Origin of the sequence: Micromonospora sp. NPDC001898 (assembly GCF_042891255.1) — a bacterium.
Lineage (GTDB): Bacteria > Actinomycetota > Actinomycetes > Mycobacteriales > Micromonosporaceae > Micromonospora.
In genome coordinates, this window is the sequence record NZ_JBIATC010000006.1 from 288,755 (window position 1) to 302,642 (window position 13,888).

Consider the following 13,888-nt stretch of genomic DNA (forward strand, 5'->3'; position numbering starts at 1 on the left):
GCCGGGTTTCGGGCATCCGGGCCCGGGAACGTCCAGAGGTACCCGGAGAGGAGATGCACGAGATGGCAGCGACGACACTGCAGGGCAAGCGGATCGCCTTCCTGGCCGCCGACGGCGTCGAGGAGGTCGAGTACACACAGCCGCGCGAGGCGGTCGAGAAAGCCGGGGCCACGGCCGAGCTGGTCTCGCTGAAGCCCGGCCGGATCCAGTCCTTCAACCACCTCGACCACGGCAGGACGTACGACGTGGACGTGACCGCGGCGGACGCGGACGCCGGCGGCTACGACGCCCTGGTGCTGCCCGGTGGGGTGGCGAACCCGGACTTCCTGCGCGCCGACCCGGACGCGGTGCGGTTCGTGAAGGCGTTCTTCGAGGCCGGCAAGCCGGTCGGGGTGATCTGCCACGGCCCGTGGACGCTGGTCGAGGCGGACGTGGTCCGGGGCCGCCGGATCACCTCCTGGCCGAGCCTGCGCACCGACCTGACCAACGCCGGCGCGAACTGGGTCGACGAGCAGGTGGTCACGGACAACGGCCTGGTCAGCAGCCGCAAACCGGCTGACCTCCCGGCGTTCTGCGCCAAGATCGTGGAGGAGTTCGCCGAGGGCCGCCACTGACGCCGGGACGGCCGTCGACGGCGGGCGGCCGGCGCTGACGTCGGCCGGCCGCCGTCGAGGCCGGGAACCCGCCCGTCGTGGCGCGGGCGTCGAAGGAACCCCGGCACCGGGCATGATCCTCGCCGTACGGGATAGAAGGCGGGGTGACCAGCGAAGCCAACACCCGCCCGACGCTGACCGCCCGCCAGCTCCGCCTGCTCATGTTCGGCCTGATGACCGGCATGCTGCTCGCTGCGCTGGACCAGACGATCGTCGGCACGGCGCTGCCCACCATCGTCGGCGAGCTGGGCGGGATCGAGCACTACTCCTGGGTGGTCACCGCGTACCTGCTCGCGTCCACGGCCTCCACCCCGCTGTACGGCAAGATGGCCGACCTGTACGGGCGCCGTCCGGTCTTCCTCTTCTCGATCGGCACGTTCCTGCTCGGCTCGCTGCTCGCCGGGCTGTCGCAGGACATGACCCAGCTCATCGCGACCCGTGGGGTGCAGGGCCTCGGCGCGGGCGGCCTGATGACGCTGGCGTTCACCATCATCTCGGATGTGGTGTCGCCCCGGGAGCGGGGCCGCTACCAGGGCCTGTTCGGGGCGGTGTTCGGCATCTCCTCGGTGGCCGGGCCGCTGGTCGGCGGCTACTTCGCCGAGACGAACTGGCGGTGGATCTTCTACATCAACGTGCCGTTGGCGATCCTGGCCATCGTGGTCTGCTACCACGTCCTGCGGCTGATCCCGTTCGAGCGGCGGGAGCACACGATCGACTGGCTCGGCGCTGGGCTGCTGGTCGTCGGGGTGAGCTGCGTGCTGCTCGCGCTGAGCTGGGGTGGCACCTCGTACGCCTGGGGCTCCGGCCTGATCATCGGGCTGTTCGTGGCCGGGGCGGTGCTGGCCGTGCTCTTCCTGGTCCAGGAGGCCAGGGTGGGTGAGCCGATCCTGCCGCTGCGGCTGTTCCGCAGCCGGACGTTCGCGCTGGCCAACGGTGCCGGCTTCGTCATCGGCCTGGTGATGTTCGGGTCGATCATCTTCATCCCGCTGTACCTCCAGATCGTCAGGGGCGCGTCGCCGACCCGCAGCGGCCTGCTGATGCTGCCGATGATGGCCGGCATCATCGTCACCTCGATCGTGACCGGCCGGGCGATGAGCCGGATCGGCCGGTACAAGTGGTTCCCGGTGGCCGGCTCGGCGGCGCTGCTCGCCGGGATGCTGCTGTTCACCCGGCTCCAGGTCACCACGTCGCTCTGGCTGGCCTTCGGCTACATGGTGGTGATCGGCGTCGGGCTGGGCCTGTGCATGCAGTCGCTGATCCTCGCCGTGCAGAACGCGGTGGACGTCCGCGACCTGGGGGCGGGCACGTCGTCGGTGACGTTCTTCCGGTCGCTGGGCGGCTCGTTCGGGGTGGCGATCCTCGGGACGGTGCTGTCCTCCCGGCTCACCGGCCAGCTCGCCGACCGGCTGCCGGGCGCGATCGCCCAGCTTCCGCCGGACCAGCGGGCCGCGGTGGCGGCCCAGGGCGGGACGAGTATCTCGATCAACGACCCGGCGACGATCCTGGCCCTGCCCGGCCCGGTCCGCGACGCCGTCCAGGGCGCGTTCGTCGAGTCGCTGCACCTGGTCTTCCTCACCACCGGGCTGATCGCCGTGCTGGCGGTGCTGTTGACCCTGCTCATGCCGAACGAGCAGCTTCGCGGCGCCGGCCCGCAGGGCGCCACCGGCGGTGCCGACCCGCTCGGCGGCAGGGCGCCCGCCCCCGGCGGCCGGCCGTTGGCGAAGGAGTCGAAGGACGAGGCCGCCACCGACATGGAGGCCAAGAGCCAGACCATGCTCTGACCCCGGGCGGGCCCGCCCGGGGTCAGACGTCGGCCGGCACCGGGCTCACCCGAGGATCGGCCGGGTGGCTCCGGGGCTCACTTGAGGATCAGCCGGTTGGTCTGCTCGAAGACGTCCAGGTCGGCGAGGGTCTCGGTGACCGACACGGAGAGCGGGGTGGGGAGCCGCTCGCGCGGGAAGAATCCCGCGTCGGTCGTCTCGTCGGTGACCCGGGTCAGTTCGCCGTCCCAGTCCTCGACCCGGAACGCGACCGTGAAGATCTGGTAGGTGTGGCCGTACATGTTGGTGTTGATGTGGTCCGGCCCGGTGTAGAGGGTGAACGCGCTGACCCGTAGGGCGCGCAGCCCGGTCTCCTCGCGCACCTCGCGGACCGCGCAGTCGGCGATGGACTCGCCCAGCTCCATCGCGCCGGCCGGCATCGCCCACTGGCCGTTGTCGGAACGCCTGATCAGCAGTACCCGCCCGGCGCTGTCGCGGACCACCGCGCGGGCGCCGACGAACATGAGGGTGCGGTCACCGGCCAGGGCGCGGAGCTGCCCCACGTACGAGTCCGCCCAGGAGATGCTCATCTGGACAACCTACGGGGGTTCCCAACGTGTGACCGCCGACACTAGCTTCTTACTCATGCGTAGCACGATGATGGACGCCCCCCTCCAGGTCGCCCGGATCCTCGACCACGGCGCGACGGTGCACGGCACGGCCGAGGTGGTCACCTGGACCGGCGGTGAGCCCCGCCGCATGTCGTTCGCCGAGGTGGGGCGGACGGCCGCCCGGCTGGCCCACGCGCTGCGCGACGAGTGCGGGGTGACCGGCGACGAGCGGGTCGCCACGTTCATGTGGAACAACGCCGAGCACCTGGTGGCGTACTTCGCCGTGCCGAGCATGGGCGCGGTGCTGCACACGCTCAACATCCGGCTCTTTCCCGACCAGGTCGTCTACATCGCCAACCACGCGCAGGACCGGGTGGTGCTGGTCGACTCGACGCTGATCCCGTTGCTGGCCCGGGTCATCGGCGAGCTGGCCACCGTGCGGCACGTGGTGGTGGTCGGCGGCGGCGACCCCGCCCCGCTGGTGGCGGCGGCGGGCGACCGGATCGCCGTACACCAGTGGGACGCCCTGCTGGCCGGGCGGCCGGAGGTCTACGACTGGCCGGAGGTGGACGAGCGCGACGCCGCCGCCCTCTGCTACACCTCCGGCACCACCGGCAACCCCAAGGGGGTCGCCTACTCGCACCGCTCGATCTATCTGCACTCCCTCCAGGTCTGCATGCCGGAAGGGTTCGGCCTCGGGCCGACGCACCGCGAGCTGACCATCGTGCCGATGTTCCACGCGATGTCCTGGGGCCTGCCGTACGCGGCGTTCCTCTCCGGCGCGTCGCTGATCATGCCGGACCGGTTCCTCCAGGCCGCCCCGATCGCCGAGATGATCGCCGCCGAGCGGCCCACCCTGGCCGGCGCGGTGCCGACCATCTGGAACGACCTGCTGGCCTACCTGGACACCCACGACGTGGACATCTCCTCGTTGAGGGAGGTGATCGTCGGCGGGTCGGCGTGCCCGCCCGCGCTGATGCACGCGTTCGACGACCGGCACCACATCGACGTCATCCACGCCTGGGGGATGACCGAGATGTCGCCGCTCGGCTCGGTGGCCCGGCCGCCGGCCGGGGCGACCGGCGAGGACGCCTGGCGCTACCGGTACACCCAGGGCCGGGTCCCGGCCGGGGTCGCCGCGCGGATCGTCGGCCCGCTGGGCGAGCCGCTGCCCGCCGACGGGGCCTCCGTCGGCGAGTTGGAGGTCCGCGGGCCGTGGGTGACCTTCCGGTACGTCGGGGACGACGCCCCGGACGAGGAGAAGTTCCGCGACGGCTGGCTGCGCACGGGTGACGTCGGCACGCTCTCGCCCGATGGCTACATCACGCTCACCGACCGGGCCAAGGACGTGATCAAGTCCGGCGGTGAGTGGATCTCCTCGGTGGAGCTGGAGAACGCCCTGATGGCCCACCCGGCCGTGCTGGAGGCCTGCGTGGTGGGCGTGCCCGACGAGCGCTGGGACGAGCGTCCGCTGGCCACCGTGGTGGTCCGCGAGGGCACCGAGGTGAGCGCCGAGGAGCTGCGCGACTTCCTCGGGAGGTCGGTGGCGCGCTGGCAGCTCCCGGAGCGGTGGTCCTTCATCGACGAGGTCCCGAAGACCAGCGTCGGTAAGTTCGACAAGAAGGTGGTGCGCTCCCGGTACGCCGACGGCGGGCTGAGTGTCCGGGAGTTGACAACGCCGTAACGCTTTCAGGCGCATCGTCGCCTGAAGGGGCAGGGACGTACTCCTAAACATCCCTCCCCAGGGGGCGGCCCCGGCGTTCGCACCGCGCCGGGGCCGCCCGTCTCAAGCGGGCCGTCCCGTTCCTCCACGGTGCGGCCCCGCACTGCCATTGTCACGAAACTTGTTCGGCTCTGTCCCGGCGTCGGGGAAAACAGCCGGTGAACACCGCTCAGCCGGCGGCGCTGACCAGCACCTTCCCGACCACCGAACGCTCCACCGCCCGATGCGCCGCCGCCGTGTCGGCCAGCGGGTGGCGGTGCAGCGGCAGGCCGGCCTCCGCGCCCACCCGTACGCCGCCCTGCGCCACCGCCGCCGCCACGTCGTTGACCGCCTGCGCCTTCGCCGCCGTCGGGGCGGTGTAGACGAGCACGAACTGCCAGCGGGCGTTCGGCACCATCAGCGGCCGGATCGGCAGGGTCACCTCGTCCCCGCCGTCGTCGGCGTAGACGCAGACCGCCCCGCCCCGGCGCAGCACCTGTACGTCGGCCGCCGCGTTCCGCGCCGCCGAGACCTCGACGATCGTGTGCACCCCGTCGGGGGCGATCTTGCGGGTCTCCTCGACCACGTCCTGCTCGCGATAGTTGATCACGAACGAGGCCCCGGCCGCCGCCGCCAGGTTCGCCTTCTCCGCGCTGCTCACGGTGGTGATCACGGTGGCGTCGGCCCACCGGGCGAGCTGGATCGCGGCGTTGCCGACCGCGCCCGCCCCGCCCTGCACCAGCACCGTGTGGTCGGTCAGCGCGCCGGCGTGCAGCCCGTCGGGCATGAACTCCCCGGCCGTCAGGCAGCGGTGTGCGGTGAGGAACGGGATGCCCAGGCTTGCCCCGAGGTCGAAGGAAGCGCCGCCGAGTGGGACCGCCTGCCGGACCGGCACCACCGTGTACTCGGCGGCGGTGCCCCAGGGCCGCTGCCAGGCGGCCTCCCAGATCCACACCCGCTCGCCGGTTAGGTTCCGGTCCACGCCCGCGCCGACCGCCTCGACGACTCCGGCACCGTCCTGGCCGGGGATCTGCCAGCCGGCCGGCGGCCCCTGCCGGCGGGACTTCCAGTCGGTCGGGTTGACCCCGGAGACGGCCACCCGGACCAGGACCTCGCCGGGCCCCGGCTCGGGCACCGGCCGGTCGACCAGGTGCAGCACCGAGGCGTCACCACCGGTCTCGTACACGATCGCCCTCATCGTCTCCTCCTCACGTCGGGACGTGGTTCCGCCGTACCCCGGCGGGCCCTGATCATTCCGGCGCGCCCGACCGGCGCAAGGCGCAACCCGACCGGCGCACGCGTAACCCGGCCGGCGCACGCGCAACCCGACCGGCGCAACGCGCAACCCGGCTGGCCGGAACGCGCGAACCTGTTCGCCCGGGCCCGCAGGGACCGCCGCCGGCGAGTGGACGATCGCGCTGCCGATCCCCGCTGACCTGCGTCGACTTCCACCAGCGGGGGTTTCCCGGGCGCTACGACGGGGACAGCGCGGTGAGTGGGTGCCGCCCTCCGGCGGCGTACCTCGACGGCGTTGGAGGCGGCATGGCGATGGACTTGCTCGCTCAGGACGGATTGAAGATCAACTGGGTGGAGATGCCCACCTACAACACCATCATGTCGCTCGCCGCCGGCGTCGGTCTGCTGCTGATCGTCGCGCTCGGCCGGCAGGTGCTCCAACGGCAGGAGATCGTCGCCGAGGGATGGGCGATGGCCTTCGTCGTCCTGGGGGCCATCCTTGCCGCGACCGGTCTGCACATGACGCTCACCTGGCCCCTGGCCAGCGGCGGCTTCGCCTTCGACAACATCATCTTCGGTGAACCCGCACTCGCCTTCGGCGTGCTGCTGCTGGCCGCCGGGTTCGTGCTGTGGCGCCGGGCACCCCTCTTCGCCGGGAGGGCCGGGGACATCGAGGGCCGCGAGCCGGTGGCCGCCGACGAGCGGCTCCAGTACACGCAACGGCTCCTCGCGCCCATCTCGGTGTTCGTCTTCGCGCTCGGCCTTGCCTGCTTCGCGATCGCCGCCGCAGGCTGGACGTACACCCTCTTCGCGGCACCGCCAGAAGAGCCGATCTCCGGGAAGTTCGCCGACTATCCCCTCATCGAGGCCACCTTCATCTCAGGGCTGTACGTGCTGGTCGGGGTCGGCGCCGTACTCTTCCCGTTCGCGCTGCGCCGCCTGCGCCGCCCGCTGCTGCTGATCGCGGGCTGGGCCTGGGGCCTCGCCGGACTCGCGTTCCTGCTCTTCGGCGCGCTGAACTACTTCACCCACATCGGGCTGATTGTCAACACCCAGTAGTCGCCAGCGCCCGCACCGATTCGGGATCGCTCAGCCGAGGCCGGCGACGACCTCCGGGGTCAGGTCGCCCACCGTCGGCAGCACCACGGCCGCGAGCCGCTCGGCGTCCGGGTCCAACGGGTACGCCCCGTGCGGCACCGCCACCACCCGCATCCCTGCGGCGGCGGCCGACCGCACCCCGTTGGAGGAGTCCTCCACCGCGACGCAGCGGGACGGGTCGACGCCGAGCCGCCCGGCGACGGCCAGGTACACGTCGGGGGCGGGCTTGCCGTGCGCGGTCTCCTCGGTCGACAGCGTCGCCCCGAACGCGTCGGTCAGGCCCGTCGCGGCCAGCGCCGCCGCGATCAGCCGGGTCGGCGAGGAACTGGCCAGCCCCAGCGGCCACCGGGCCGCCAGCCGGCGCACCACCTGGCCCGCCCCGTCGATCACCGGTACGCGCTCCGCGTACCGCCGGGTCATCTCGTCGACCACCTCGGCGGCGACCTGCTCGGCCGTCCGGTCGACGCCCAGCTCGCCGCTGAGGTACCGGGCCCACTCGCCGGTGCTCATCCCCATCAGCCGGCGCTGGGTGTCCGGCTGCCAACTGCCGCCGTGCGTCGCCACGTAGGCCCGGCGGACCTCCTCCCAGACCGGCTCGGAGTCCACGATCACGCCGTCCAGGTCGAAAACCACCGCATCAGCCACGCCCCCATCCTGCCTGAGCCGGGGCGGCCCCGCGACGGACAGGCTCCCGGCCCGAGCCGGGGCGGCCCCGCCACCGACAGGCGGCCGGAAACGGGCAGCCCCGCCACGGCGGGCGGCCGGGGACTTGGCCGACCCGGCGGTGGCCGGGCCGGGGCGGCTGGCCGGGCTCAGGCCGGCAGCGGGGGCAGGCCGATCGGACTGCCCGGCGGGATCACCGTGTGACCGGCGCGGGCGATCGGGTCGAGCAGCTCCCGCAGCCGCTCCGTGCCGTCCGTGCCGAGCGCCCGCCACGGGTGGGTGGCCGCCAAATCGGTGGCATCCTCTACGGCTTGGAACGCGGCCCGGCCGTGCCCGGTCGGCTCGCCGTCGGGCGTCAGCCAGTTCCGCTCGGCCAGCCGGCCGGCCGCCGCCCGCCACTGCTCCTCGGACCAGCCCCGGCCCAGCAGGTTCACCGGCGCCATGCCGTCGGCCACCTTCCAGGCCAGCGTCTCCACCGGGTCCAGGCCCGCCGCGACCAGCGCGGCGACGTGTCCGTCGCCCCGGTGTTCGCGCAGGGTGGTGGCCGCCCGCCAGAGCCGGGCCAGCGGGTACTCGGCGGCCGGCAGGGCGGCGTTCGCGGCCCCCAGCACCCGGCCGGCGGGCTGCGCCGCGCGGGCGGCCGTCTCCAGCAGCCCGGCGGCCTCGGCGAGGTGCCCCTCCGGCAGCTCGTACGTCAGCTCGGCCAGCGCCTGCACCGCACCGGTGAGCCGGGCCCGCAGCGCCTCCTCCGGGGTGACCAGCCGCCACACCGCCGGCAGCGCCCGGGCCACCATGTGCGGGGCGAAGCTGAAGAACGCCGCGACCACCGGGGCCGCCTCGGCGGCACCCAGCGGGGCGGACCGGCCGGCGAAGTAGCCCCGCCAGTAGCCGCGCAGACCGACCGCCTCGTAGGCGGCACGGGAGCGCGGATGGAAATAGGTGACCGCGTGCACCGGCTCGAAGTGCGTCCACATCAGCCGGGCGAGACCCGGGTCGTCCAGCGCCGCCACGTGCACCTCCGCGTCGGGTCGGGAATCACCGTGGCGCGGCCGGAACCGCCCACGGTGACCCCGAACCTACTGGTCGTGGGCGACCGGAAGGAAGACCGCTGTGAACTACCGCATGACCGCGCGGGCTACTGGGCGGCGAGCACGTCGACGACGAACCGCAGCGGGCCCGCCGGACGGCCGCCGGAGGCGTCGTTGCCGTACGCCAGCTCGGCGGGCAGGTCGAGCTGCACCCGGCTGCCCACGTTCACCCCGACCAGGCCCTGGTCCCAGCCCTTGATGACCTGCCCGACGCCGATCCCGAAGGTGGCCGGCTGGCCGGTCTTCCAGGACGCGTCGAACTCCTTGCCGTCCTTGTAGAACACGCCCACGTAGTTGGTGGTGATCTGCTGGCCGGACTTGACCGCCGGGCCCTTGCCCTTGATCAGCGTCGTCACGACGAGCTTCTTCAGCTCGCCCTTGCCCGCCTCGACCTTCGGCTTGGTGGCCAGCGCCGGGTCCGTCCCCTCGGGAAGTTGCGGGGCGGGCGGCGCGGTGGGCTCGGCCGATGGGGCGCTGGCCCCGGCCGACGGGGCGGACGCGAACTCACCCGGAGCGTCGTCGTCGCCCTGGTTCACGACGACGAAGACCCCGACCAGGACCGCCACGACGGCGAGGCCGGCGAGCGCGCCGAGGATGGACTGCCGGCGGCGCTTCGCCTCGGCGGCCTTCTTCGCCGCCAACTGGAGGCCCAGTCGCCGCTCCGCCTTGCCGCCCGGGCCCTGGCCCGCCGACCGGTTCTGCACACGCTCGCTCACGTCGACTCCCTGATCAAGAGGTGGGGGCCCGGCGGCCGCTGCCGAGGCCAGCGCACACGGTACCCGCCTTACTCCCCTCGGTGCTGCCTCGGCCCGAGCACGTCCCGCTCCGGCCGTCCCGTTCGCGCCCGCCCGTCCGGTCGCTGCCCTTTGGCCAGGGTTGCCCGATGCGGGGCTTCCGACGGGGGTAGTTTCACGACCATGGCGATCCTCACCGAAGCAGACCTGGCCCTGCTGGCTGAACCGCAGCTCGCCCACGTGGCCACCATCGAGCCGGACGGCACCCCGCACGTGACGCCGGTGTGGGTGGACACCGACGGCCGGCACATCGTGTTCAACACGGCCAAGGGGCGGCAGAAGTACAACAACATCCAGCGCAACCCGATGGTCGCGGTCTCCGTCGTCGACAAGGCCGACGACTTCCGCACCCTGTGGGTGAAGGGCACCACCGAACTGGTCGAGGAGGGCGCCGACGAGCACATCGACCGGATGGCGCAGAAGTACCTCGGGCAGGACACCTACCCGTTCCGGCAGCCCGGCGAGGAGCGGGTGATCGTCCGGGTCACCCCCACCCAGAAGCTCGGGCGCGGCTGACGTGCGTGGCGGGGGGCCCAACGGTCGACCGGGGCCCCGCCGCTAGGCGGTCTTGCGGGGGGCCTTCTTCGGGGCGGCCTTCTTGGCCGGGGCCTTCTTCGCGGCGTCGGACTCCGCAGCCTTCTTCGTGGCCGCCTTCTTCGTACCCCCGGCCTTCTTCTCGGCGGTCTTCTTCGCCGGGGCCTTGGCCGCCTTCTGCGCCGACCGGGCCGAGGTGATCGGGGTCGGCTCCCCGCCACCGGCCGCCGGCTGCTCGCCGCGCGCCACCCGGGCCCGCTCCACCGACGCCTTCAGCGCGGCCATCAGGTCCACCGCCGCGGCCGGGGCCGCCTCGACCTCCTCCGGCTGGACGACCTCCCGGCCCTCCACCTTCGCGTCGATGACCTCCTGCAACGCCGCCCGGTAGTCGTCGGTGAAGACGTCCGGCTCGAACTCCCCGGCCATCGAGTCGATCAGCGAGCTGGCCATCGCCAGCTCCGGGGGCCGGACCTTCAGGTCCTCGCCCAGGAAGCCGAAGTCCGGGGTGCGCACCTCGTCCGGCCAGAGCATCGTGTTGAGCAGCAGCACCCCCTCCCGGACCCGCAGGGTGGCCAACTGCTCCCGCTGGCGCAGCGCCACCTTCACGATCGCCACCCGCTCCGAGTCGGCGAGCGCGTCACGCAACAGCACGTACGGCTTGGTCGCCGTGCCCTCCGGCTCCAGGAAGTACGCCTTGTTGTAGAGGATCGGGTCGACCTGCTCCGCCGGCACGAACTCCAGCACGTCGATGGCGCGCGAGGTGGTCAGCGGCAGGTCGGCGAAGTCGGAGTCGGTCAGGATCACCATCTCGCCACCGCCGATGTCGTACCCCTTGGCGATGTCGTCGTAGGTGACCTCCTCGCCGCAGACGGAGCAGGTGCGTTTGTAGCGGATACGCCCGCCGTCCTCCCGGTGCACCTGGTGGAAGCGGATGTCTTTCTCCTCGGTGGCCGAATAGAGCTTCACCGCGATCGAGACCAGCCCGAACGAGACCGCCCCCTTCCAGATCGCCCGCATACCCCACTCCTCTCCCCGGTTCAGCTCAGGATCCCAAAGGATCGAAGCGGGCGCGAGCACTTCGATTGCCCTACTACAGTCGAGAAATGCCCGGCGCGCCGTTGAAGCCGATGCTCGCGATGACCGGCCCGCTGCCCGCCGGCGCCGACTGGGCGTACGAGTTCAAGTGGGACGGCGTACGCGCGCTGGCCGATATCACCGCCGGCCGGCAACACCTGTACGCCCGCTCCGGCGTCGAGATCACCGCCGCGTACCCGGAGTTGATCACCCTCGGCGAGCAGGTCGACGACGCGCTGCTCGACGGTGAGGTGGTGCTGCTCAACCAGGCCGGCCAGCCCTCGTTCACCGCCCTGGCCGAGCGGATGCACGTGCGGGACGCGGCCAAGGCGGCCCGGCTCGCGGCGACCGTGCCGGTGACGTACATGATTTTCGACCTGCTCCGGCTGGGTGGCGCGGACCTGACAGGGCGGCCGTGGCGGCAGCGGCGGGAGCTGCTGGACGGGCTGGGCCTCGGTGCCGCCCGGTGGGCGGTGCCGCCGACCTTCACCGACGGCCCGGCCACCTACGAGGCGGCCGGCGAGCACGGCCTCGAAGGGGTGATGGCCAAACGGGCCGGCTCGGCCTACCGGCCCGGCGTCCGCTCGCCGGACTGGGTGAAGGTCAAGCTGGAGGTGACCGGCGACTTCGTGGTGGGCGGCTGGCGACCCGGCGCGCGCAGGATCGGTGGGCTGCTGATCGGGGTGCCCGGCCCCGACGGGCGGCTCGTCTACCGGGGCCGGGTCGGCGGGGGCATCGGCGCGGCCATGGAGCGGGAACTGCTGCGCGAGCTGGAGCCGCTGCGCTCCGGGGAGTCGCCGTTCTCCGGGGACGTGCCGCGCGAGGACGCCCGGGCCGCCATCTGGGTACGGCCCACGGTGGTGGTCGAGGTGAAGTACGGTCAGCGCACCCCGGACGGCCGGCTGCGCTTCCCCCGTGTGCTGCGGCTCCGCCCGGACAAGCCGCCGCAGGAGGTGGACGATGCCGGGTGACCGGTTCCGGGTCGACGTGCAGGGGCGCACGCTGGAGCTTTCCAACCTGGACAAGGTGCTCTACCCGGCGGCGGGCTTCACCAAGGGTGAGGTGATCGACTACTACACCCGGATCGCCCCGGTGCTCCTGCCCCACCTGGCCGACCGGGCGCTCACCCGGATCCGGTACCCGAACGGCGTCGACGAGAAGAGCTTCTTCGAGAAGAACGCCCCGGCCGCCACCCCCGACTGGGTACACACCGAGACGCTGCCCGTCCCCGGGTCGAGCAAGGGCCGGGAGACCATCGACTACGTGGTGGCCGACGACCTGCCGACCCTCGTCTGGCTGGCCAACCTGGCCGCGCTGGAACTGCACACACCGCAGTGGAGGATCGGAGCCCACCCGGACACGATGGTCGTGGACCTGGACCCGGGTGCCCCGGCCGGGCTGCGCGAGTGCTGCGAGGTGGCGCTGCTGCTGCGCGACCGGCTCGCCTCCGACGGCATCGACTCGTACCCGAAGACGTCCGGGAAGAAGGGCATGCAGCTCTGCTGCCCGATCGCTGGTACCCAGTCCTCTGATCTCGTCTCGGACTATGCGAAGCGGGTCGCCCAGGAGTTGGAGAAGGAACACCCGAAGCTGGTCGTGTCGCGGATGGCGAAGAACCTGCGCCCTGGGAAGGTCTTCATCGACTGGAGCCAGAACAACGCGGCCAAGACGACGGTGTCGCCGTACTCGCTGCGGGCGCAGTCCGTGCCGGCCGTCTCCACCCCGCTGACCTGGGACGAGGTTTCCGCCGGTGCCGCCGGGAAGCGGCCGGCCGCTCGCCCCTATACCGCTGTGGAGGTGCTGAAGCGGGTGGAGAAGCAGGGGGATCTGCTCGCGCCGCTGCTCGACGGCGGCCCCAAACTGCCCGCCGGCTGACGTGCCGGCCGAGTCCGCGTCGTCGGTGGAGGACCGTCAGCGGGCCCTAAGGCGGGTGCGGGAGCCCCGAAGAGCGTCCTGCGTCCTGCGTCGCACACGAAGATGCCCAGGTGGCATGGGGTGAAGTAGGTCCGGGTGTTCGCGGAAACCGCGACGATCCGGCGACCGCCGGTCAGGCGGCCGGCCAGGAGATCGGTCGGCAGCGCACACCCGCTCAGCCGTCGGGCAGCCGGTACCGGGCCGGCCGGACGTTGCGCGCCGGTGACCATGGCCGGTGGGAGCAGGGCACGGCGTGGTCGGTCGGCAACGCGCACCGTGCGCCTCCGGGCAGTAACCGGTCGCAGAAGACCCGATGGCGTACGCCCTGGGCGTCCTCGGCCGAGACGGTCACCTCGCCCAGGTCGACGCGCCGGCTGAGCCGGGCCAGCAGGCGGGTGGCCGTCCGGGCGAAGATCCGCGCCCGGAGCAGGTCGGGCGCGGTGATCGGCAGGTGGATCACCCAGCGGTCACTCATCGGTACCGGTGCTTCCCGGACTGGCCGCTCTGCCACGCGTGCAGCGCCCGCCGGATGCGTACGTTCTCTTCCCGCACCGCGACCACGGCGGTCTGCGCCACGGCCAGTTCGTCGGCGACCTCGTGCAGGAAGGTGCGGATCTCGAACGGGTCGAGCCCGTGCCGGCGGACGCTGAACCGCCGCTCGCGGATCTGCGCGGGGCGCAGGGGTCGTCTCGTTCTCTCCTGTCGGCCGGTCAGCCAACGGATCAGGTGGCGCACGGGGGACCGCCCTTCGTCGGGTGCAC

Annotated in this window: 15 protein-coding genes; 7 read left to right on the forward strand and 8 right to left on the reverse strand. The window is 72.5% G+C overall.

Annotated elements, in window-relative coordinates; translation table 11 throughout:
- Positions 1-62: 62 nt before the first annotated feature.
- Together ACFYZF_RS16805 and ACFYZF_RS16810 are read left to right on the forward strand one after the other, a co-directional pair.
- On the forward strand, positions 63-614 hold the full coding sequence (locus ACFYZF_RS16805; protein ID WP_387021135.1) for a type 1 glutamine amidotransferase domain-containing protein: 552 nt from the start codon (positions 63-65) through the stop codon (positions 612-614).
- 143 nt (positions 615-757) lie between these two features.
- On the forward strand, positions 758-2,434 hold the full coding sequence (locus ACFYZF_RS16810) for an MDR family MFS transporter (RefSeq protein ID WP_387021137.1): 1,677 nt from the start codon (positions 758-760) through the stop codon (positions 2,432-2,434).
- 77 nt (positions 2,435-2,511) lie between these two features.
- Here ACFYZF_RS16810 and ACFYZF_RS16815 read toward each other — a convergent pair whose 3' ends face one another.
- The gene (locus tag ACFYZF_RS16815) at positions 2,512-3,003 is read right to left on the reverse strand and encodes an NUDIX domain-containing protein (protein ID WP_387021140.1); all 492 of its coding nucleotides are present in this window, start codon (positions 3,001-3,003) and stop codon (positions 2,512-2,514) included.
- A gap of 55 nt (positions 3,004-3,058) precedes the next feature.
- Between ACFYZF_RS16815 and ACFYZF_RS16820 the strand changes: the two genes are divergently transcribed.
- Entirely contained in the window at positions 3,059-4,708 is a 1,650-nt protein-coding gene (locus ACFYZF_RS16820; RefSeq protein ID WP_387021143.1) for a fatty acid--CoA ligase, read from the forward strand.
- A 208-nt stretch (positions 4,709-4,916) separates the two neighbouring features.
- Here ACFYZF_RS16820 and ACFYZF_RS16825 read toward each other — a convergent pair whose 3' ends face one another.
- Complete coding sequence (locus ACFYZF_RS16825) at positions 4,917-5,924, reverse strand: NADPH:quinone reductase (RefSeq protein ID WP_387021146.1); 1,008 nt, start codon at positions 5,922-5,924, stop codon at positions 4,917-4,919.
- Positions 5,925-6,268: 344 nt separating this feature from the next.
- Between ACFYZF_RS16825 and ACFYZF_RS16830 the strand changes: the two genes are divergently transcribed.
- Positions 6,269-7,021, forward strand: a complete 753-nt coding sequence (locus tag ACFYZF_RS16830) for a DUF981 family protein (protein ID WP_387021147.1) — start codon at positions 6,269-6,271, stop codon at positions 7,019-7,021.
- 30 nt (positions 7,022-7,051) lie between these two features.
- Here ACFYZF_RS16830 and ACFYZF_RS16835 read toward each other — a convergent pair whose 3' ends face one another.
- From ACFYZF_RS16835 to ACFYZF_RS16845, 3 genes are all read right to left on the reverse strand, one after another.
- Positions 7,052-7,705 carry an HAD family hydrolase gene (locus ACFYZF_RS16835; RefSeq protein ID WP_387021150.1) on the reverse strand — a complete coding sequence of 218 codons (654 nt, stop codon included), beginning with the start codon at positions 7,703-7,705 and terminating at the stop codon, positions 7,052-7,054.
- Between the two features lie 167 nt (positions 7,706-7,872).
- On the reverse strand, positions 7,873-8,697 hold the full coding sequence (locus ACFYZF_RS16840) for a hypothetical protein (protein WP_387021580.1): 825 nt from the start codon (positions 8,695-8,697) through the stop codon (positions 7,873-7,875).
- A 161-nt stretch (positions 8,698-8,858) separates the two neighbouring features.
- Entirely contained in the window at positions 8,859-9,527 is a 669-nt protein-coding gene (locus ACFYZF_RS16845; RefSeq protein ID WP_387021152.1) for an FKBP-type peptidyl-prolyl cis-trans isomerase, read from the reverse strand.
- Positions 9,528-9,728: 201 nt separating this feature from the next.
- On the opposite strand from ACFYZF_RS16845, the gene ACFYZF_RS16850 reads away from it, so the two are divergent.
- On the forward strand, positions 9,729-10,121 hold the full coding sequence (locus ACFYZF_RS16850; protein WP_387021155.1) for a PPOX class F420-dependent oxidoreductase: 393 nt from the start codon (positions 9,729-9,731) through the stop codon (positions 10,119-10,121).
- Positions 10,122-10,163: 42 nt separating this feature from the next.
- Here the strand turns inward: ACFYZF_RS16850 and ACFYZF_RS16855 are convergent, their stop codons facing one another.
- Positions 10,164-11,156: a Ku protein gene (locus ACFYZF_RS16855; RefSeq protein WP_387021158.1), complete on the reverse strand. Its 993-nt coding sequence runs from the start codon at positions 11,154-11,156 to the stop codon at positions 10,164-10,166.
- 86 nt (positions 11,157-11,242) lie between these two features.
- Here ACFYZF_RS16855 and ligD (ACFYZF_RS16860) point away from each other — a divergent pair, with 86 nt between their 5' ends.
- Positions 11,243-12,184, forward strand: a complete 942-nt coding sequence (gene ligD, locus ACFYZF_RS16860; protein WP_387021161.1) for a non-homologous end-joining DNA ligase — start codon at positions 11,243-11,245, stop codon at positions 12,182-12,184.
- A complete protein-coding gene (ligD, locus tag ACFYZF_RS16865; RefSeq protein ID WP_387021164.1) occupies positions 12,174-13,088 on the forward strand; it encodes a non-homologous end-joining DNA ligase in 915 nt (304 codons plus the stop codon). Before ligD (ACFYZF_RS16860) ends, ligD (ACFYZF_RS16865) begins: the two co-directional genes overlap by 11 nt.
- Before the next feature lie 214 nt (positions 13,089-13,302).
- Here ligD (ACFYZF_RS16865) and ACFYZF_RS16870 read toward each other — a convergent pair whose 3' ends face one another.
- Positions 13,303-13,602 carry a hypothetical protein gene (locus ACFYZF_RS16870; protein WP_387021167.1) on the reverse strand — a complete coding sequence of 100 codons (300 nt, stop codon included), beginning with the start codon at positions 13,600-13,602 and terminating at the stop codon, positions 13,303-13,305.
- On the reverse strand, positions 13,599-13,862 hold the full coding sequence (locus tag ACFYZF_RS16875) for a hypothetical protein (RefSeq protein WP_387021170.1): 264 nt from the start codon (positions 13,860-13,862) through the stop codon (positions 13,599-13,601). The genes ACFYZF_RS16870 and ACFYZF_RS16875 overlap by 4 nt, the downstream gene beginning before the upstream one ends.
- Positions 13,863-13,888: the final 26 nt, after the last annotated feature.